Origin of the sequence: Sulfitobacter sediminis (genome assembly GCF_040811725.1) — a bacterium.
Classification (GTDB): domain Bacteria; phylum Pseudomonadota; class Alphaproteobacteria; order Rhodobacterales; family Rhodobacteraceae; genus Sulfitobacter; species Sulfitobacter sediminis.
Genome location: NZ_JBFNXX010000001.1, coordinates 51,107 through 70,364 on the forward strand (window position 1 = coordinate 51,107; position 19,258 = coordinate 70,364).

Annotated in this window: 15 protein-coding genes; 8 read left to right on the top strand and 7 right to left on the bottom strand. The window is 62.2% G+C overall.

Features of this window, described 5'->3' with window-relative positions; all coding sequences use genetic code 11:
- Window positions 1–33 precede the first annotated feature (33 nt).
- Genes AB2B41_RS00250 through AB2B41_RS00265 form a run of 4 tightly spaced genes read left to right on the top strand, consistent with a single transcriptional unit; the run spans window position 34 to window position 6,346 of the window.
- Window positions 34–2,766 carry an aminotransferase class I/II-fold pyridoxal phosphate-dependent enzyme gene (locus AB2B41_RS00250; protein WP_367875719.1) on the top strand — a complete coding sequence of 911 codons (2,733 nt, stop codon included), beginning with the start codon at window positions 34–36 and terminating at the stop codon, window positions 2,764–2,766.
- A gap of 16 nt (window positions 2,767–2,782) precedes the next feature.
- On the top strand, window positions 2,783–4,240 hold the full coding sequence (locus tag AB2B41_RS00255) for a biotin carboxylase (protein WP_367875720.1): 1,458 nt from the start codon (window positions 2,783–2,785) through the stop codon (window positions 4,238–4,240).
- A 19-nt stretch (window positions 4,241–4,259) separates the two neighbouring features.
- Window positions 4,260–5,231, top strand: a complete 972-nt coding sequence (locus AB2B41_RS00260; RefSeq protein ID WP_367875721.1) for a C45 family autoproteolytic acyltransferase/hydrolase — start codon at window positions 4,260–4,262, stop codon at window positions 5,229–5,231.
- The gene (locus AB2B41_RS00265; RefSeq protein WP_367875722.1) at window positions 5,228–6,346 is read left to right on the top strand and encodes a CaiB/BaiF CoA transferase family protein; all 1,119 of its coding nucleotides are present in this window, start codon (window positions 5,228–5,230) and stop codon (window positions 6,344–6,346) included. The genes AB2B41_RS00260 and AB2B41_RS00265 overlap by 4 nt, the downstream gene beginning before the upstream one ends.
- Window positions 6,347–6,380: 34 nt before the next feature.
- Here AB2B41_RS00265 and AB2B41_RS00270 read toward each other — a convergent pair whose 3' ends face one another.
- Window positions 6,381–6,941, bottom strand: a complete 561-nt coding sequence (locus AB2B41_RS00270) for a type 1 glutamine amidotransferase domain-containing protein (protein WP_367875723.1) — start codon at window positions 6,939–6,941, stop codon at window positions 6,381–6,383.
- 169 nt (window positions 6,942–7,110) lie between these two features.
- Here AB2B41_RS00270 and AB2B41_RS00275 point away from each other — a divergent pair, with 169 nt between their 5' ends.
- From AB2B41_RS00275 to AB2B41_RS00290, 4 genes are read left to right on the top strand one after another with little or no spacing between them, the layout of a single operon-like run.
- A complete protein-coding gene (locus tag AB2B41_RS00275) occupies window positions 7,111–7,758 on the top strand; it encodes a paraquat-inducible protein A (protein WP_367875724.1) in 648 nt (215 codons plus the stop codon).
- A complete protein-coding gene (locus AB2B41_RS00280; RefSeq protein WP_367875725.1) occupies window positions 7,725–8,369 on the top strand; it encodes a paraquat-inducible protein A in 645 nt (214 codons plus the stop codon). The genes AB2B41_RS00275 and AB2B41_RS00280 overlap by 34 nt, the downstream gene beginning before the upstream one ends.
- The gene (locus AB2B41_RS00285) at window positions 8,366–10,450 is read left to right on the top strand and encodes an MlaD family protein (protein WP_367875726.1); all 2,085 of its coding nucleotides are present in this window, start codon (window positions 8,366–8,368) and stop codon (window positions 10,448–10,450) included. The genes AB2B41_RS00280 and AB2B41_RS00285 overlap by 4 nt, the downstream gene beginning before the upstream one ends.
- 2 nt (window positions 10,451–10,452) lie before the next feature.
- Entirely contained in the window at window positions 10,453–11,016 is a 564-nt protein-coding gene (locus AB2B41_RS00290) for a PqiC family protein (protein ID WP_367875727.1), read from the top strand.
- Window positions 11,017–11,074: 58 nt separating this feature from the next.
- On the opposite strand, the gene gyrB is transcribed toward AB2B41_RS00290, so the two are convergent.
- The 6 genes from gyrB to AB2B41_RS00320 all read right to left on the bottom strand — a co-directional run bounded on the left by gyrB (window position 11,075) and on the right by AB2B41_RS00320 (window position 19,214).
- Window positions 11,075–13,489, bottom strand: coding sequence for a DNA topoisomerase (ATP-hydrolyzing) subunit B (gene gyrB / locus AB2B41_RS00295; protein WP_367875728.1), 2,415 nt, complete (start codon window positions 13,487–13,489; stop codon window positions 11,075–11,077).
- A 94-nt stretch (window positions 13,490–13,583) separates the two neighbouring features.
- Complete coding sequence (gene recF / locus AB2B41_RS00300) at window positions 13,584–14,681, bottom strand: DNA replication/repair protein RecF (RefSeq protein ID WP_367875729.1); 1,098 nt, start codon at window positions 14,679–14,681, stop codon at window positions 13,584–13,586.
- A gap of 132 nt (window positions 14,682–14,813) precedes the next feature.
- A complete protein-coding gene (dnaN, locus tag AB2B41_RS00305) occupies window positions 14,814–15,932 on the bottom strand; it encodes a DNA polymerase III subunit beta (RefSeq protein WP_367875730.1) in 1,119 nt (372 codons plus the stop codon).
- A 142-nt stretch (window positions 15,933–16,074) separates the two neighbouring features.
- Window positions 16,075–17,436 (bottom strand): chromosomal replication initiator protein DnaA, encoded by a 1,362-nt coding sequence (dnaA, locus tag AB2B41_RS00310; protein ID WP_367875731.1) that lies wholly within the window; start codon window positions 17,434–17,436, stop codon window positions 16,075–16,077.
- A 519-nt stretch (window positions 17,437–17,955) separates the two neighbouring features.
- The gene (gene rpsT / locus AB2B41_RS00315; protein WP_367875732.1) at window positions 17,956–18,219 is read right to left on the bottom strand and encodes a 30S ribosomal protein S20; all 264 of its coding nucleotides are present in this window, start codon (window positions 18,217–18,219) and stop codon (window positions 17,956–17,958) included.
- 218 nt (window positions 18,220–18,437) lie between these two features.
- A complete protein-coding gene (locus AB2B41_RS00320; protein ID WP_367875733.1) occupies window positions 18,438–19,214 on the bottom strand; it encodes an enoyl-CoA hydratase in 777 nt (258 codons plus the stop codon).
- Window positions 19,215–19,258: the final 44 nt, after the last annotated feature.

The window sequence follows — 19,258 nt, forward strand, 5'->3', positions numbered from 1 at the left end:
CAGGGTACTTTTCCGCGCAACGGAGAAGTGACTATGCATTCGATGACCGAGTATTCGTCAGCCATTCAACTGCGTTCTGATCGCTGGAGCGCCCTTCGGGAGTGCTCGGCCGCGCTCACCCGCGATCCCAAGGCCAAGCCCAAGAAGGACCTGACGAAGAAGATCGACGAGCTGTTCAGCTCGCTCGCCATGATCGAACCCTATTGGGCCTTTCCGGGCATGGCGGCCTTCGATCACGTGCGCCGCCAGTACGAGCACGGGAATTACGAGGACCTCGCCTTTGCCGTGAACCGCGTCACCCGCGCGCTGACCACCGGCGCCTATCGCCGCCGCCATATCCCGCTTGATCGCGACACCGCCGATCACGAGGAAGACGACGAGGCGATGCTGCCGCCCGAGGCGCGCGCGCTGGCCAAGCCCTATTTCGAAGTGCTCATAGTAGACGACGTGAACGAACAGCAGGAACGCTGGCTGAAATCCAACGTGACACGGATGCGCCGCACGGAAGATCAGTTCATCTACGAGGCCGTGGTCGTCAAAAGCCTCGAAGACGCGCTCGTCGCCGTGCTCTTTAACCACAATATCCAGGCCATCGTCGTACGCCCCGGCCTGACCCTGAAATCCAAGATGGATCAGGCGCTTCTCGCGCGGTATCTCGCCCGCGCGGGCGGCCGCGAGGAAATCGACGCGCTTGAGCCCGAGCTTTACGGGCCCGAACTTTGCCGGATGGTCGCCAAGGTACGCCCCGAACTCGATGCCTACCTTGTCACCGAGCGGTCGGTCGAGGATATCGCGGGCCTCGACCTGGGGATTTGCCGGAGGGTCTTCTACAATCAGGAAGACTTCATGGAACTGCACCTGAACATCTTGCGGGGCGTGCAGGCGCGGTACAAATCGCCCTTTTTCACCGCCTTGGTGGAATATTCCAAGCAACCCACGGGCGTTTTCCACGCCATGCCCATCAGCCGGGGCAAGTCGATCACCCGGTCGCACTGGATCCAGGACATGGGTGCCTTCTATGGTCCCAACATCTTTCTTGCTGAAACCTCGGCGACGTCAGGCGGTCTCGACTCCCTGCTGGAGCCGCACGGCCCCATCAAGGAAGCGCAGGAACTGGCCGCCCGCGCCTTCGGGTCGAAACAGACCTTCTTTGCCACCAACGGCACCTCGACCTGTAACAAGATCGTGGTGCAGGCGCTGATCAAGCCCGGCGACATCGTGCTGGTGGACCGCGACTGTCACAAGTCGCACCACTACGGCATGGTGCTGGCGGGGGCGCAGGTCTGCTATCTCGACAGCTATCCGCTCAACAAATACTCGATGTACGGCGCTGTCCCGCTGAAAGAGATCAAGCACCAGCTTCTTGAACTCAAGAAGGCGGGCAAGCTGGATCAGGTGCGCATGCTCTTGCTGACCAACTGCACCTTCGACGGGCTTGTCTACAACGTCGAGCGGGTGATGGAGGAATGCCTCGCCATCAAGCCGGACCTGATCTTCCTCTGGGACGAAGCTTGGTTCGCCTTTGCCCGCTTCAGCCCGACCTATCGTCAGCGTACCGGGATGGAGGCGGCGAACCGCCTGCGCGACAAGCTCAAGTCGGACGAGCACAAGCGGATGTACGAAGCCCAGCAAAGCCTGCTGAAAGACGCGGACGAGGAGACCATTCTCAACACCCGCCTGATCCCGCCACCGGAAGCCCGCGTGCGCGTCTACACCACCCAGTCCACGCACAAGACCCTGACGTCCCTGCGGCAGGGCTCGATGATCCACGTGAACGACCAGGATTTCAAAGGCGAGGTCGAACAAAGCTTCCACGAAGCCTACATGACCCATACCTCGACCTCGCCGAACTACCAGATCATCGCCTCGCTCGATATCGGGCGCAGGCAGGTGGAACTCGAAGGGTTCGAATTCGTCCAGCGCCAGGTCGAGGCCGCCATGTCCATGCGCCGCGCGATCATGGAGCATCCGCTATTGCAGAAGTACTTCAAGGTGCTGACCGCGGGCGACATGATCCCTGAAGAGCATCGCGAAAGCGGCGTGACCAGCTACTACGATGTCGAACAGGGCTGGACCGATATGTGGGATTGCTACGAGCAGGACGAATTCGTGCTCGACCCCACTCGCGTCACGCTCGCGGTCGGCGGCACCGGATGGGATGGCGATACCTTCAAGACCGATATCCTGATGGACCGCTACGGCATCCAGATCAACAAGACCTCGCGCAATACCGTGCTTTTCATGACCAACATCGGTACGACACGGTCGAGCGTCGCCTACCTGATCGAGGTGCTTGTCGAGATCGCCAAGTCGCTCGATGAGCGCCTTGACGACGCGAGCCGGATGGAGCGGATGAGCTTCGAGCGCCGTGTCGCCAACCTGATGGAGCACTACCCGCCGCTGCCGGACTTCAGCCGCTTCCACGAAGCCTTCAAGGCACCCGACACGCCCGAGGGCGATATCCGTACGGCCTACTACCTCAGCTATGACGACGAGAACTGCGACTACCTCGAACTCGACGGATCGCTCAAGGACGCGATGGACGCCGGCGAAACCGTGGTTTCGGCCACCTTCATCATTCCCTATCCCCCCGGCTTCCCGATCCTTGTCCCCGGACAGGTCGTCAGCCAGGAAATCCTGTCATTCATGCGCGCATTGGACGTGAGCGAAATTCACGGCTACCGGCCGGACCTCGGCCTGCGCGTATTCACGCAAGAGGCGCTCGACAGCGTGAGCGCCAAGCATCTTTCAAACTCACCGGCTTAAGAAAAGGACCAAAAACATGGCTACCGTTCTCAAAAACATCTCGGAAATTCGCCGGTTCTTCCACCGAAACGAAGACCCGATCTATTTCATCTCGGCGACCAACTTCAACCTGCTGGGCCTCGATGAATGGGTGAAGAATTTCAAGTACATCTGCTATATCGACTGCTACGACGGCAAGCACCCGAACGTGTTCTGCCCGTCAGAGCAGCCGCATGCAGAATTCCAGTCCATCGAGGACATCAACAACTACCTGCTGCAGCACAAGGAAGTCATCGACTTCATCAAGCGGCGCGGCGGCAAGCCCAAGTTCGTCTTCCTGATGTTCGACGAGGAAACCGAACGTCTGTCCAAGGAACTGGGTGCCACCGTCTGGTTCCCCAAGGCCAAGCTGCGCACCGCGATGGACAACAAGATCGAAACCGTCCGAATCGGTAACAAGGCCGGTGTTCCTTCCGTCCCCAACGCGCTTTCCGAGGTCAAGGACTACGATCACCTGCGCGAGATCTGCGAAAAGAACAACCTCGGCCACGACCTCGTGCTGCAATCCGCCTTCGGCGATTCCGGTCATACAACCTTCTTCATCAAGAACGAGGCCGACTTCCGCCGCCACGAGTCCGAGATCGTGGGCGAGGGCGAGATCAAGATCATGAAGCGGATCGACTGCCGCGGCTCCGCGATCGAGGCCTGCGCCACAAGCGAAGGCACCATCGTCGGCCCGCTGATGACCGAGCTTGTGGGCTTCAAGGAACTCACGCCCTACCGCGGCGGCTGGTGCGGCAACGAAATCCTCGCCACCGCCTTCCCGCCCAAGGTGCGGGAAAAGGCGCGCGATCTGACCTTCAAATTCGGGGAACAGCTCCGCAAGGAAGGCTATCGCGGGTATTTCGAGCTCGACTTCCTGATCGACAAGAAAACCGGCGATCTCTGGCTGGGCGAGCTGAACCCGCGCATCACCGGTGCGTCTTCGATGACCAACCACGCGGCCTTTGCCCATGCCGATGCGCCGCTCTTCCTGTTCCACCTGCTGGAATTCTCCAAGAAGAAGTTCAAGCTCGATGTGGACGAGCTGAACGCGCGCTGGGCCGACCCGGAAATGATCGACGGCTGGAGCCAGATGGTCATCAAGCACACCGAGGATAGCGTCGATATCTGCACCGCCTCGCCCCAGACCGGCATCTACAAGATGCTCGAGGACGGGCGCGTGGTCTTTGACCGCTTCGACTACCACCGCCGCGCGGTGGAGAGCGAGAACGAAGCCTTCTTCCTGCGCATCCTCGGTCCGGGCGATTACCGCTACGAAGGGGCCGATATCGGTATCCTCGTGACTCGTGGTCGCTCGATGACCAAAGGTTTCCAGTTGAACGAGCGCGCGAAAAAGTGGATTCACGGGATCAAGTCCGGCGTGGAAGGCAAACCGCTGCCCACGGCGCAGGCTGGCCCCGCTTTGGCGGACCCGGCCTTCAAGATTCTGTAACGGCTCAAGAAAGGCCCAGATGTACTGGCGCGCCCTGAAAGAAGAAACGCCCGGACCGAAATGGTCCGGGCTTTTCGCCGAATACTGGCCCGACTACCGCAAATGGTGGTTGAGGGAAGGCGAAACGGCGCGCCCGACCTACGCGGAATGCACCCGCGCGCTCAGGCTGCACATGCCCGAGCTGATGCCCATCTACGACCAACTTTGCAGGCTTGCGGGTGGCGGCGATCACGCCGCACGTTTCCTCAGCTTCTACAACCCGCCTCCCTATCTGTCCGGCTGTAGCCAGGCGATCTGGGCGGGCAAGGAACCGGTCATGGTGCGCAACTATGACTACAACCCCAACGCCTTTGACCAGCTCGTGCTACATACCAGTTGGCAGGGCCGCAAGGTTCTTGGAACCTCTGATGGGCTTTGGGGGCTGGTCGACGGGGTCAACGACGCGGGCCTCGCGATCTCGCTTACCTTCGGCGGACGCCGCGTGGTGGGGCAGGGCTTTGGCGTCCCGCTGATCCTGCGCTACGTGTTGCAGACCTGCACGAACGTGGACGAGGCGGTCGACGTGCTGGCCCGCGTGCCCACGCACATGAGCTACAACGTCACCGTTCTGGACAAGAAACGGAACTACGCCACCGCGATGATGGCCCCGGACCGCAAAACGCTGATCACCCATGCGGCAGTGGCCACCAACCACCAGGAAAACGTTGAATGGGTCAGCCACGCCCGGTTTACGGCCACGGTCGAACGAGAACGCTTCCTGCTGCACCGCCTGCGCCTGCACAAGGACCCCGAGGACAAGTTCATCAACGCCTTCCTCAAGCCCCCGCTCTATTCCACCGCCTTCAGCGTAGGCTTCGGCACGCTCTACACCGCCGTCTACCGCCCCCGCAAAGGCGAGATGGAGCTGCGCTGGCCCGGTACCGTCTGGCCGCTGTCGCTCAATGATTTCGTCGAAGGCGCGCGCGAGGTCCTCGTGCCCGGTGCCGCATGAGCCGCCAAGGCCCGCTCGCCTCGCTCAAGGTGGTCGAATTCTCCGGCCTCGGTCCCGCGCCGCTGGCAGGCCAATTGCTGGCCGATCTCGGGGCGGAAGTGATCGCCGTAGATCGCAGGGCGGCCCCCGCCGACCCAATTGACATCAACCGGCGCGGCAAGAAATCCGTCGTCCTGAACCTCAAGACCGAAGCGGGTGTCGCCGCCGCGCGCCGCCTTATCGCTGCCAACGACGTCCTGATCGAAGGCTTCCGCCCCGGCGTGATGGAACGGCTGGGGCTTGGCCCCGAGACCTGTCCTGAAACCCTGATCTACGCCCGCATGACCGGCTGGGGGCAAGACGGGCCGCTGGCCAGGGTCGCAGGCCATGACATCACCTACCTCGCCCTATCTGGCGCGCTGCACGCCATGGGCGACGCCGACCGACCGCCGGTTCCGCCCATGAACCTTGTCGCCGACTATGGCGGCGGCACGATGTTCCTGATCTTCGGCATCCTTTCGGCTGTCATCGAACGCGGGGTTTCGGGCAAGGGGCAGGTCGTCGATGCCGCGATGATCGACGGCGTGCCAGCGATGATGGGCCTGATCCACGGCATGCTGGCGCAGGGAACCTGGCACGAGACGCGCGGCGACAACTGGCTCGACGGGGCCGCACCCTTCTACCGCTGTTACACCTGCGCGGACGGCAAATTCATCGCCGTCGGCGGGCTGGAGCCGCAGTTCTACGCGCTGCTGCTCGACGGTCTGAACCTGCCCGCCGACTACGTGGCCTCGCAGAACGACAAGGCCACATGGCCCGCCCGGGCCGAGGAATTTGCCCGCATCTTCGCCACCCGCCCCCGCGACGCTTGGGCGGACGTCTTTGACGGAACCGACGCTTGCGTCGCCCCGGTCCTCACGTTCTCGGAGGCGAAGACACACCCGCATGTGGCTGCGCGCGGGACCTTCGTCTCGCCCGGAGACGTGCTTCAATCGGCCAAGGCCCCACGGTTCGGCAGGTCCGTCCCCGATGACGTCACGCCGCCCTCCGCAGCAGGGGCCGACACGGCAGAGGTGCTGGGCGCGCTTGGCCTGACAGACGCGGAAATTGCGGCTGCCACGAAAAAAGCCCCCTGAAAACAGGGGGCTTGTCGTTTACGACGGGAAAGCCTTACGCTGCTTTACGCGCGTGGTCACCTTCCTCGATCTCTTCGACGATCTTCGCAACGAAGGCATCCAGATCTTCGGGCGACCGGCTCGTGATGATGCCGTTGTCAACCACGACCTCACTGTCTTCCCATAGCGCCCCGGCGTTCTTCATGTCGGTCGAGATCGACTCGTAAGAAGTCGCCTTGCGGCCCTTGATAAGACCCGCCTCGATCAAAAGCCACGGCGCGTGGCAGATGGCGGCGATGGTCTTGCCATGATTTGCAAAGGTCTTGATCAGATCGACGGCTTTGTCGTCCGCCCGCAGAATGTCCGGGTTGATCTGACCCCCCGGCAGGACGATCGCGTCGTAACCTGCCACATCCACGTCATCCAGCTTCAGATCAGCGGCGACGGTATTGCCCCAGTCATCGGTATCCCAACCCTTGATGTCATTGCCATCCGGCGTCGCCACGTGGACGGTCGCGCCCTTGGCTTTCAGGTCGTGCAGCGGCTTCTCCAGCTCGGATTGCTCAAAACCGTTGGTTGCAAGGATAAGGATTTTTGCGTCGGTAATCTGTGTCATGCTGTACCTCTCATATCTGTTTTGTTTTTGCGTTCATACGCTCTGATAAACCAACGCCTGCACCCGCCGAGTGTTCCGAAATTCATCAACTTCGACGATATCCGCCCGATTGCGGGCAAACGGACGAATTGCCGTGTCGCCCGCCGAAAACATCCTATATCAACGAGCTATGAAGGACTTCGCCGACAGAGACGTGGATTACGTGCTGGACGATCTGATCGTCTGTCCGCAATGCGATGCCGCCTACCGCATGAAGAAGCCCGAAAAGGGCGAACGTGCGGTCTGCCAGCGCTGCCACAAGGTGCTGATCGCGCCGCGCCGCAACGCGGGGCTGCATATCATCGCCGTGGCGCTCGCCGTGCTGTTCCTGATCATCGGCGCTGCGGTCTATCCGTTCCTCACCATCGACGCGGCAGGCAACAAGAACGCGGTCTCGATCCTCGACGCGGCCCTCGCCTTTTCGGGTGGCCCGATGATCCTGCTGTCGCTGGCCACCGCCGGGCTGATCATCTTCATCCCGATGCTGCGGGTGATGCTGACGCTCTACGTGCTGGTCCCGCTGGTTCTCGACAAACCGGCCGCGCGCCATGCGATCTGGGCCTTCCGCCTGTCCGAAGCGCTGCGTCCGTGGTCCATGGCCGAAATCTTTGCCATCGGCTGTGCCGTGGCGCTCGTCAAAGTGTCCGATCTTGCCAACGTGGGCTTTGGCCCCGCGTTCTGGATGTTCGGCAGTCTCGTCGTCCTCGTGATCGCGCAGGACAGTTTCATGTGCAAGTGGTCCGTATGGCATCGTCTGGAACATCCCAAGACATCCTGAGCGCACGCGAGCTTGGCATCGTCGCCTGCAAACGGTGCACCAAGGCCTCGCCCGCCGGGACTAACCGCTGCCCGCGCTGCGGCCACAAACTGCACGCGCGTGACCCGCACAGCCTGCAGCGCGTCTGGGCCTTTTGGATCGTCGGCTTCATCTGCTACATCCCCGCCAACACCTATCCGATGCTGCGCACGCAGACGTTGTTCCAGGTCGATGAAAGCACGATCATCGGCGGCGCGGTCGAGCTGGCCCACTACGGCGCCTACGGCATTGCCGCCATCATCCTCTTTGCCTCTGTGGTGATCCCGCTGGCCAAGTTCTGGGCCATCGCCTACCTCGCCATCAGCGTGACGCAAAAGGTCAATTTCTCGAACCACCGCCGCCAGTTCATGTACGAGATTGTCGAGTATATCGGGCGCTGGTCCATGATCGATATCTTTGTGGTTGCGATCCTCTCGGCGCTGGTGCAACTGAGAACACTGGCATCCATCAATCCCGGCCCTGCGGCGATCTTCTTTGCCCTGTCGGTGATCTTCACGATGCTTTCGGCGCAGGCATTCGACTCCCGCATGATCTGGGACGTTCAGGCCAGGGGGAGACCGCGCAAGACATGAGTGACGACCTGCCAGAAGTGACGGTATCGCCCGCCCGCAAGGTATTTCTGAGCGGCGCGTCGATTGTCTGGATCATTCCCCTGCTGGCCCTCGTCGCGGCGCTCTATGTCGCGTGGTCCAGCTTCAACGACCGTGGCCCGCTGATCGTGATCGAATTCGAACAGGGCGCCGGGATCAAATCGGGCGAGACGGAGCTGCGCTATCGCGACATCACCGTCGGCGTCGTGGAAAAGGTGGGCTTTACCGAAGGGCTTGAAAAGGTGACCGCCAGCGTCCGCGTGGACAAGGACGTGGCCCCCTTCATCGATTCCAGCGCGGTCTTCTGGATCGTCCAGCCCGAGGTATCGGCGCAGGGCATCACCGGGCTCAGCACGGTGCTGAGCGGGGTCTACATCGAAGGTTCCTGGGACGATCAGCCGGGTCCCTATATGGCGCGGTTCCAGGGCGCGTCTCAGGCACCGCTGATCCGCCCCGGCCAGTCGGGGCTTGAGCTTGCCTTTCGCACCGTCGCCAACGGCCAGCTCACCGACAATGCCCCGATTCTCTACAAGGGCATCGAAGTCGGCCGCATGGGCCGCGCCAGCATCGCACCGCGTGGGAATTTCGCTATCGTCGAGGCGCTGATCTACGAGGAACACCGGCACCTCATCAATCAGTCCACCCGCTTCTGGGATGTCTCTGGCTTCAGCGTGAACATCGGCCCTGCCGGTGCCGCAATCGACTTTTCCTCGGTCGCGACGCTCGTGGGGGGTGGCGTGACCTTCGACACCTTCGTCTCGGGCGGCGGCCCCGTGCAGGACGGAATGATCTTCGAGGTCTTCCCTGACAAGGAATCCGCCCGCAGTTCACTCTTCAACGCCTCCTCGGTCGATCCGCTCGAAATCAGCGTGATCTTCGATGACAATATCTCTGGCCTTGCCGTCGGCGCGCCCGTCGAACTGGCCGGTCTGAAAATCGGCGAGGTCTCGGCCCTGAACGGGATCGTCGATGTCGATCAATTCGGTGATAGTCGCGTGCGGCTCAACGCGAACCTGTCCATCCAGCCCGCGCGTCTGGGGCTGCAGGGCGAGGTGACGGCCGCCGCGGCGCTCAGCTTCCTGCAAAGCCGCGTCACCGAGGGCCTGCGCGCACGGCTCGCCTCGGCCAGCCTGCTGACCGGCGGCCTCAAGGTCGAGATGGTTATAGTGCCGGAGGCCCCCGCCGCAGAGCTTGCCAGCCCGGACGGTGGCCTGCCGATCATGCCCACGACCGCGAACGAAACCTCCGACGCCGCTGCGACTGTCGAGGGGGTCTTTACCCGGATCAACAACCTGCCCATCGAAGAGCTGCTGAATTCCGCAATCACCTTCCTCGATTCAGCCGAAGCCTTCATCTCGAGCGAGGACCTGCGCAACACCCCCACCGACCTGCGCGAGCTTTTGGCCGATCTGCAGGGGCTGGTGACGTCCGAAGACGTGCAAAATATCCCGGTGTCACTGAACGCGACGCTTGCCCGCGTCGAGGGCCTTGTGGCGGAGCTTGAGGAACAGCGCGTGGTGGCCGAATTGTCCCGAGCCCTCGACAGTGCCGCCAAAGCCGCCAGCGCGGTCGAGACCTCGGTCGCTGGCGTCCCGGAACTCGTCGCCCAGATCGAGGCCGTGGCGGCCAAGGCCGACGGCCTCGCGGTCGAAGAGCTTTTTGCCGAACTTACGGCGCTTACGAAGTCCATCGACGAGATTGTCGGCACCGAAGATGCCGTCGCCCTGCCGCGCTCGCTCAACCGCGCGCTGGACGAGGTCAATTTCACCCTCCAGGAACTGCGCGAGGGCGGCGCAATCGACAACGTCAACCGCACGCTTGCCTCCGCCCGCAACGCGGCGGACAGCATTGCCGTATCGTCCCAGGACCTGCCGCAGATCGTCGAACGGCTGACGCAGCTTTTCAACCAGGCGGGCCGCACCATCGAGGGCTATAACCGGGGCGAGGAACTGACCCGCTCCGCGCAATCCGCCCTGCGCGATATTCAAAAGGCAGCCGATGCGCTTGCATCGCTTGCGCGGACCATCGAACGTAACCCCAATTCGCTCTTGCTCGGACGATAGACATGACCTTTGCTGCCCGCCTCTCGATCTTCCTTCTGCCGTTTGCGCTCGCCGCCTGTGGATCGCCCGAGCGTTTCGCCGTGGCACCGCCCGCGATTGTCGAAAAGACGCCGATCTCCTTCGCCTCGGTCGAAGTCCGCGACGTGTCCCTGCCCAGCTACGCAGCAGCGGATGAGATCCACACCCAGACCGACGACGGCACGCTGGTCAGCTCCTCGGACGTGCTCTGGGCGGATTCCCCCGAACGCGCCATCGCGCTTGAGCTCAGCCAGAATCTCGCCCGCCTGACCGACCGCCGCGTCGCCTCCGAACCCTGGCCGTTCGAAGCCTTTCCGGATGCCCGGCTTGAGGTCCGTTTCGCCGAACTCGTGGCAACGACCAGCGGCACTTTTCGCGCGTCTGGGCAGTATTTCGTCGCTGTCGAGAACGGCCGCCGCGAACGGGCGGGTCTTTTCGATCTGTCGGTGCCCTATGATCCCGCTGGCGGTGCCAATGCCATCGCCCGTGCGCGGGGCCAGCTGATCCTCGACCTCGCGACATTCATCGCGCGCAACGGTCTGCGCTAACCGCCACACGATTTCTTCAAAGAAATCGGACCGGACTTTTCAAAAAGTCCGGCCACACTCAGAAATCCAGGTTCTCCACGCTCAACGCGTTCTCCTGGATGAACTCCCGCCGTGGCTCCACCACGTCACCCATCAGCTTGGTGAAGAGGTCATCCGCCTCGGCCATGTCATCCACCTTGACCTGCAACAGCGTCCGCGCATCCGGGTCCAGCGTCGTCTCCCACAGCTGGTCGGGGTTCATCTCGCCCAGCCCCTTGTAGCGCTGCAGCGACAGGCCCCGCTCGCCTTCTTCAAGGATCGCATCCAGAAGGTCCATCGGCCCGTTGATCAACTGCGTCCTGTCCTTGCGCACCAGCGTCGCGGGCAGGTCGTAGACATCCTGCAAATGCTCCGTAAAGGAACCTGATTTCTTCGCCTCGCCCGACCGCAGCATCTTGCCGTCCAGCGTGCGGACCTCTTCCACCCCGCGCAGGATACGCGCCAGTTTGATCCCGTGGTCCTGCGTGATCCGCCCCTGCCAGCCGCGCTCGTACTCCCGCGCGATCAGGTCCAGACGTTCCGCCACCTTATCCGCCACGCCCTGAAGGTCGCGGTCCACCGCACCGGGCACGAAGGCCCCTGCAATCGCGGCCTGTTCAAGGATATGGCGCGGGTAATGCGTCGGGAAGGCCTCCAGCACCCGGCGCAACTGCCGCGCCATGTCCACGACGCGGGCAAGGTCCTGCCCGGTGATCTCTTCGCCGTTCCCCTGCCGCAGCATCGCGCCCTCGACCCCCTGCGCGATCAGGTATTCCTCCATCGCCGCCTCGTCCTTGAGGTAGACCTCGGACTTGCCGCGCGTCACCTTGTAGAGCGGCGGCTGGGCGATGTAGAGGTGCCCGCGCTCGATCAGCTCGGGCATCTGGCGGTAGAAGAACGTGAGCAGCAGCGTGCGGATATGCGCCCCGTCCACGTCCGCGTCCGTCATGATGACGATCTTGTGGTAGCGCAGTTTCGAGATATCGAACTCATCCCGCCCGATCCCGGTGCCCAGCGCCATGACGAGATTGCCGATCTCCTGAGAGCCGAGCATCCGGTCGAACCGCGCCCGCTCGACGTTCAGGATCTTCCCTTTCAGCGGCAGGATCGCCTGCGTCTGCCGGTCCCGGCCGGTCTGGGCCGACCCACCGGCACTGTCACCCTCGACCAGGAAAACCTCGGTCTTGGAAGGGTCTTTCTCCGAGCAATCCTTCAGCTTCCCGGCAAGGAAGTTCACATCCATCGCCGTCTTGCGCCGCGTCAGTTCCCGCGCCTTGCGCGCCGCTTCCCGCGCCTGTGCGGCTTCGATGATCTTGCCGACGATGATCTTGGCCTCATTGGGGTTCTCCTCGAACCATTCGGCCAGCTTCTCGTTCATCAGCCCTTCGACCGCCGGGCGCACCTCGGAAGACACCAGCTTGTCCTTGGTCTGGCTCGAGAACTTCGGGTCGGGCACCTTGACCGACAGCACACAGGTCAGCCCCTCGCGCGCGTCGTCCCCGGTAAAGGTCACCTTTTCCTTCTTCGCGATCCCCGAGGACTGCGCGTAATTGTTGATCGTCCGCGTCAGCGCCCCGCGAAAGCCCGCCATATGCGTGCCGCCATCCCGCTGCGGGATGTTGTTGGTAAAGGGCAGCACGTTCTCGTGGTAGCTGTCGTTCCACCACATCGCCACCTCGACGCCGATGTCGTCCCGCTCCCCGGTGATAAAGATCGGCTCCGGCATGACCGAGCTCTTGTGCCGGTCGAGATACTTGACGAATTCCTTGACCCCGCCCTCGTAGAAAAGCTCTGTCTGCAGGGGTTCCACGGGCCGTTCGTCGCGCAGGATGATCCGCACGCCCGAGTTCAGGAACGCAAGCTCGCGCAGTCGCTTTTCCAGCGTCTCGAAGGAATAATTCACGTTCGAGAAGGTCGCTGTGGACGCCAGGAACCGCACCTCGGTGCCGGTCTCCTCCGTCTCACCCACAACCTCCAGGTGCTTTACCGTAAAGCCCCCTTCAAAGCGCGCGACATGCTCTTTACCCTCGCGCCAGATGCGCAACTCCAGCCAGTCCGACAGCGCGTTTACCACTGACACGCCCACCCCGTGCAAACCGCCCGAGACCTTGTAGGAATTGCTGTCGAATTTACCGCCCGCGTGCAGCTGGGTCATGATGACCTCCGCCGCCGAGACACCCTCTTCCTCGTGGATACCTACGGGGATGCCGCGCCCGTTGTCGCGTACCGAAACGGAGTTATCCTCGTGGATCGTGACCTCCACACGGTCCGCATGACCGGCCAGCGCCTCGTCGATACCGTTGTCGACGACCTCGTAGACCATGTGATGCAGACCCGAGCCATCGTCGGTGTCCCCGATATACATCCCGGGACGCTTGCGAACTGCCTCTAAGCCTTTGAGAACCTTGATCGAATCCGCACCATATTCCTGTGGTGTCTTTTCTTGCTCGGACATGCGGGAGAAACCTTTTTCTTTTGCCCGATTTATAGTGTTTTTTGAGGGGGTTGTCACGCAAATGGCACAAGATTTTGTGGAGCCGGGGCGCGGTTCACGCGACCTTCTTCACCTCGGAAACGCCGCCGGTCTCCGTCACCTCCAGAACCTGTGCGCGCGTCCCCAGCGCGGCAAACATTTCCGGCCCGGTCCCGGTCATCCAGGCCTGCGCGCCCAGCGCGCAGATCTCGTCATAAAGCGCCGCCTGCCGGTCCGCATCGAGATGCGCGGCCACTTCATCAAGCAAGAGCAAAGGCGGCGCGCCGAAATCATCCGCCAAAGCACGAGCATTGGCGAGGATCAGGGAGACCAGCAGCGCCTTCTGCTCCCCGGTTGAACAATCCTTGGCCGGAACCCCCTTGGCCGCGTAGACACCGTAAAGGTCCGCGCGGTGCGGTCCGATCAGCGTGCGCCCCGCCGCAAGGTCCCGCTGACGGTTCTCCGCGAGCGCGGCGCGCAGATCAGCCGCTTCCGCAGGCATGTCACAAAGCAATTCAAGCGTGGCGGCAGGAAACGCCGTCTCCGCCTGTTCCTGCGCGCCCGAGATCGCCTCCAGCGCGGCCAGGCGCCCGGCATGCATGGCTGCCCCGCTCTCCGCCATTCGCGCTTCAAGTGCCGCGTACCACGAGGGTTCCCGCACCATGTCCTTCAGCAGCCTGTTCCGTTCACGCATGGCCTTTTCGTAGCTCAACGCATGGTCCGCGTGATCGGGCAGGAAACTCAGCGTCATCCGGTCGAGGAACCGCCGCCGCCCCTCCGCCCCTTCGATCCACAGTCTGTCCATCGCCGGGATCAGCCAAAGCACCCGCGCAATCCGCCCCAGCGCGGTCTGTGGTGCCGCCTTGCCGTCGATCCGCGTCTGCCGGGCCGCACCGTTTTCCGACCAGATTTCAAGCTCATGCACCTGGTGCAGGGAATGCAGGACGCCGGTGATCTTCCACCCCAGCGCCTCGGGCCGCCGCGTCATGTCCTCGGCGCTCGACCGGCGCAGCCCGCGTCCGGGGGAGAACAGCGAAACGGCTTCGAGGATGTTGGTCTTGCCCGCCCCATTCGGCCCGTAGAGGACCACGGGCCGTGCGTCGCAGTCGATCACCGCGCGCTTGTGCGAGCGGAAATGCGAGAGGGTGATTTGCGAAAGATAAAGACCGGTCACGACCCGCACCCGTTTCCTTCAAAGGAAACGATCCGGAGATTTCGAAATCTCCGGACACCCCGGATCACGCTTGCGGCAAGTACCGATTTCTTCAAAGAAATCGGACCGGACTTTTCAAAAAGTCCGCGCCCCTCACACACGCATCGGCATGACGACATAGACCGCCGACATATCGTTGCCTTCGCGCATCAGGGTCGGATCACCCGAAGAGTTGAACAGGAACACCGCGTTCTCACGGTCCACCTGGCTGGCAATTTCCAGCAGGTACTTGGCGTTGAACCCGATCTCCAGCCGGTCGTCGCCATAGGCAACCACCAGCTCTTCCTCTGCAGCACCGCTGTCGGGCGCATTGACCGACAGCAGCAGACGGTCCTCGTCCAGCTGCATCTTGACCGCGCGCGAGCGTTCCGAGCTGACCGTCGCCACCCGGTCCACCGCCTGCGCAAAGTCCGAGGCATCCACTTCCATCTTCCGCGTGTTCCCCTGCGGAATGACGCGGGTGTAGTCCGGGAAAGTGCCGTCGATCACCTTGGACGTCAGCGTGATTTCGGGTGTCGCGAACCGCACCTTGGTCTCGGACACGGACACGGCGATCTTGGCGTCGTCATCATCAAGCAGCTTGCGCAATTCGCCCACGGTCTTGCGCGGCACGATCACACCGGGCATGTCGGCAGCCCCTTCCGGCAGGTCCGCGTCGATCCGCGCAAGGCGATGCCCGTCCGTGGCCACACAGCGCAGCACCTTGCCGCCGTCGGCATGCGAGACATGCATGTAGACGCCATTCAGGTAATACCGCGTCTCCTCGGTCGAGATCGCGAATTTCGACTTGTCGAACAGCCGCCGCAGCACCGGCGCGGGCGCGCTGAAGTTCGAGGCGTATTCCGAGGACGCCATGACCGGAAAATCCTCGCGCGGCAATGTCGCGAGCGAGAAGTTCGAGCGCCCCGCCTCGACCGTCATCCGCCCCGCCGCGCTGTCGGCGGTCAGGGTAATGAGCGCCCCATCCGGCAGCTTGCGCACGATCTCGTGCAGCAGTGTCGCCGAAACCGTCGTCGCGCCCGCGCGCTCGACTTGCGCACCCACACGGTCCACGACCTCGATATCGAGGTCCGTCGCGCGGAAGGAAACCTCGCCCCCATCGGCCTCGATCAGCACGTTGGCGAGGATCGGGATGGTGTTGCGCCGCTCGACGACGGACTGCGCCTGGCCGACGGCCTTGAGCAGGTCTGCGCGCTCGATGCTGAATTTCATGTGCTGTCTCCCCTGAGGACCGCCGGGAGAGGCAGACTACCCTTTTCCCCCGTTTTCACAAGACTTTTGAGTGTTTCACGGCTCAAATGCAAGAGGGGCCACCCGGGCCCCTCAAGTCCTCACTGCTCGTGTCTTTTTCGCGTCAGGATTTCAGCGCCCGCGACAGCAGCTCGAGGTCCTCGGCGATCTGGCTGTCGCTTTGCTTGAGCTCCTCGATCCGGCGCACCCCGTGCATGACGGTAGTGTGGTCCCGCCCGCCAAAGCGGCGTCCGATCTCGGGCAGCGACCGGCTGGTCATCTGCTTGGAGAGATACATCGCCACCTGCCGGGGGCGCGCATAGCTCCGCAGGCGCTTCGGTCCGATCATATCGCTCAGGCGGATGTTGTAATGCTCGCTCACCTTGCGCTGGATTTCCTCAACGGTGATCTTGCGCTCGTTCGAGCGCAGCACATCCGCAAGGCAGTCCTGCGTCAGATCCATATCAATCTGCCGCCCCACGAGCGAAGCAAAGGCAAAGAGGCGGGTCAGGGCGCCTTCCAGTTCACGCACGTTCGAGGTGATGCGGTGCGCCAGGAATTCCAGCACCCCGTCCTCGATCTGCAGATCGGGATAGGTCTTCTTCTGCATCCCCAGCTTGCTTTGCAGGATGCCGAGGCGCAGCTCATAGTCTGTCGGGTGCAGGTCCACGACCAGACCGCACTGCAGGCGTGATTTCACGCGGTTCTCCAGGTCCTTGATGTCCGTCGGCGCGCGGTCGGCCGAGATGATGATCTGCTTGTGCTGATCGACCAAGGCATTGAACGTATGGAAAAACTCTTCCTGCGTGCTGTCCTTTCCGGCGATGAACTGCACGTCGTCCACCATCAGCACATCGACCGAGCGGAACAATTCCTTGAAGTCCATCATCTTGCGGTCGCGCAGCGCCTGAACAAAGCGGTACATGAACTGCTCGGCCGACAGGTAAAGCACGTTCATCTCGGGCTTGCGCAGCTTCAGCTCCTGCGCAATCGCGTGCATCAGGTGCGTCTTGCCGAGGCCGACGCCACCGTAGAGAAACAGCGGGTTGAACGTGACCGGTCCACCTTCTGCCACGCGGCGCGCGGCGGCATGGGCCAGTTCGTTCGGTTTGCCTACGACGAAATTGTCAAAGCTGAAACGCGGGTCCAGGGGCGCCGTCCCGGCGATACCGTTGGACGTGGTCCTGGCCACCACCGCCGTCTTGCGCGGCGCTTCGGGTTGCGGATTGGCTGTCTTGTTTCGCTGCCCATTCAGCACGAAGTTGAGACGCGAGGCGGTAATGCCCTCGGCGTTGATCTCGTGCAGGATGAGGTCAGAGAAATTCTGACTCACATAGTTCCCAAAGAAATTCGTCGGCACCTCTAGCGTCGCGATCCCGTTCGCAACCCCGCCCGGCTCCATCGGTTCGATCCACGTGGTGTAATTGTTCTGCCCCACCGTTTTCAGAAGCCGCTGCCTGATTTCGCCCCACTGTTCCTGCGTCATTCCTAACTTCAATCCCTATCTTTACCCAAGCCGGGTTCATCCCGGCGACTTCTTTCGTCAGGACGCAGGCCGCCATTCGGTCCCAACGAAGAAACCGGCCTGTGTCCGGATGGACAATTTACGCACAACTCACCCGTCGCTATGCCACCTCCAAAGGCGCATACCGTGGGACGAAGCCGTCCGCGATTTCAATTTGTGACAGGGCAACGACGCGGCAGCGCAGTTGCAGTTCATCAAGCCAGACCGAACAGTCCGACGATGGCCCCTGGTCTCGATAACGCACCGCACAACGCGCCCGATATTCAGAGCCTGTCCCCCCAGCGACCTCGTGAATCGCCTCACGTTGGTAGCAAGTTCGAAGGGGGCGCTTCAACAAATCTTCAAACTTGACTCGGCAAATGCCCGAAAAGAATCTATGGCCGATTTTTGAGACCTTCTGGGCAAGAAAAAGGCACCGCCAAGCGATGCCTTTGAATTTCAACCAATTAGGCTGAGAAGCTCTGCAAAAGCCTTACAGGGTTAGCCCAGCGCCTTCACGCGCGCCGACAGACGGGACATTTTGCGTGCCGCGGTGTTCTTGTGGAAAACACCCTTGGTGACGCCGCGCATCAGCTCGGGCTGGGCGTTCTTCAGGGCTTCGGTTGCGGCATTTTTGTCACCGGAAGCGATCGCTTCCTCGACCTTGCGCAGGTACGTGCGAATCCGCGAACGGCGTGCCTTGTTGACTTGGAAACGCTTTTCGTTCTGGCGCGCGCGCTTTTTCGACTGGGGGGTGTTTGCCATGAGTATCTACCTTCGGGTTATGTTCAAGTTAAGGCGCGTGACGCCAAACCCGTGCCGGATATACCGGGAAGGTGATTCTAGCCTGAGCGGGCTGCACGCGCATGTCTGGCGGGCGCTATAGCCGGGATAGACCGGGGTTGTAAAGGGCGACCGTCCGAACCCGCCAGCGGGCCGCCGAAAGGTATCGGCGGCTCGGGCCGGGCCGCATGTCCACTGGCCTACTTGTCCCGGAACTGCGCCTCGCGCTTTTCAAGGAACGCGCTCATGCCTTCCTTCTGGTCCTCGGTCGCGAAAAGCGAATGGAACACGCGGCGCTCGAACAGAAGCCCTTCGCGCAGCGGGACCTCATAGGCGCGGTTCACCGCTTCTTTCACAACCATGACCGAGACCATGGATTTCTCGGCGATCTTCTGCGCGGCACCCATCGCCTCTTCCATCAGCTTCTTCACCGGTACCACGCGGCTCACAAGCCCCGCGCGCTCGGCCTCGGCCGCATCCATGAAGCGGCCCGTGAGGTTCATGTCCATCGCCTTGGCCTTGCCCACCAGACGCGTCAGGCGCTGCGTGCCGCCGATGCCGGCGACGACGCCAAGGTTGATCTCGGGCTGGCCGAATTTCGCGGTCTCGGTGCAGATGATGAAATCGCACATCATCGCCAGTTCGCAGCCCCCGCCCAGCGCATAGCCGGACACCGCGGCGATCATTGGCTTGCGCACCCGCATGATCTGATCGGTCTCAGGCGTAAAGAGGTCTTCGGTAAAGGCCTCGACAAAGCTCTTGTCCTTCATCATCGCGATGTCGGCACCGGCGGCGAAAGCCTTCTCCGATCCGGTGATGATGATGCAGCGCACCTTCTCGTTGTCCTGGCAGCCTTTCAGACAGTCCGCCAGTTCGCCCATCAGCTGATCGTTCAGCGCATTCAGCGCATCGGGACGGTTCAGGGTGATGACCGCCACGTGGTTGTCGACGTCCAGCGTGATCGTTTCGTATGCCATGAAGGAAGCTCTCGGTTATTGCGCACGAGGCTTGTGCATATCAC

What these genes read in the sequence shown, in the direction of transcription:
- AB2B41_RS00250 (WP_367875719.1), top strand. Translation starts at nt 34, where the DNA reads ATGCATTCGATGACCGAGTATTCGTCAGCCATTCAACTGCGTTCTGAT.
- AB2B41_RS00255 (WP_367875720.1), top strand. Translation starts at nt 2,783, where the DNA reads ATGGCTACCGTTCTCAAAAACATCTCGGAAATTCGCCGGTTCTTCCAC.
- AB2B41_RS00260 (WP_367875721.1), top strand. Translation starts at nt 4,260, where the DNA reads ATGTACTGGCGCGCCCTGAAAGAAGAAACGCCCGGACCGAAATGGTCC.
- AB2B41_RS00265 (WP_367875722.1), top strand. Translation starts at nt 5,228, where the DNA reads ATGAGCCGCCAAGGCCCGCTCGCCTCGCTCAAGGTGGTCGAATTCTCC.
- AB2B41_RS00270 (WP_367875723.1), bottom strand. Translation starts at nt 6,941, where the DNA reads ATGACACAGATTACCGACGCAAAAATCCTTATCCTTGCAACCAACGGT.
- AB2B41_RS00275 (WP_367875724.1), top strand. Translation starts at nt 7,111, where the DNA reads ATGAAGGACTTCGCCGACAGAGACGTGGATTACGTGCTGGACGATCTG.
- AB2B41_RS00280 (WP_367875725.1), top strand. Translation starts at nt 7,725, where the DNA reads ATGGCATCGTCTGGAACATCCCAAGACATCCTGAGCGCACGCGAGCTT.
- AB2B41_RS00285 (WP_367875726.1), top strand. Translation starts at nt 8,366, where the DNA reads ATGAGTGACGACCTGCCAGAAGTGACGGTATCGCCCGCCCGCAAGGTA.
- AB2B41_RS00290 (WP_367875727.1), top strand. Translation starts at nt 10,453, where the DNA reads ATGACCTTTGCTGCCCGCCTCTCGATCTTCCTTCTGCCGTTTGCGCTC.
- gyrB (WP_367875728.1), bottom strand. Translation starts at nt 13,489, where the DNA reads ATGTCCGAGCAAGAAAAGACACCACAGGAATATGGTGCGGATTCGATC.
- dnaN (WP_367875730.1), bottom strand. Translation starts at nt 15,932, where the DNA reads ATGAAATTCAGCATCGAGCGCGCAGACCTGCTCAAGGCCGTCGGCCAG.
- dnaA (WP_367875731.1), bottom strand. Translation starts at nt 17,436, where the DNA reads ATGACGCAGGAACAGTGGGGCGAAATCAGGCAGCGGCTTCTGAAAACG.
- rpsT (WP_367875732.1), bottom strand. Translation starts at nt 18,219, where the DNA reads ATGGCAAACACCCCCCAGTCGAAAAAGCGCGCGCGCCAGAACGAAAAG.
- AB2B41_RS00320 (WP_367875733.1), bottom strand. Translation starts at nt 19,214, where the DNA reads ATGGCATACGAAACGATCACGCTGGACGTCGACAACCACGTGGCGGTC.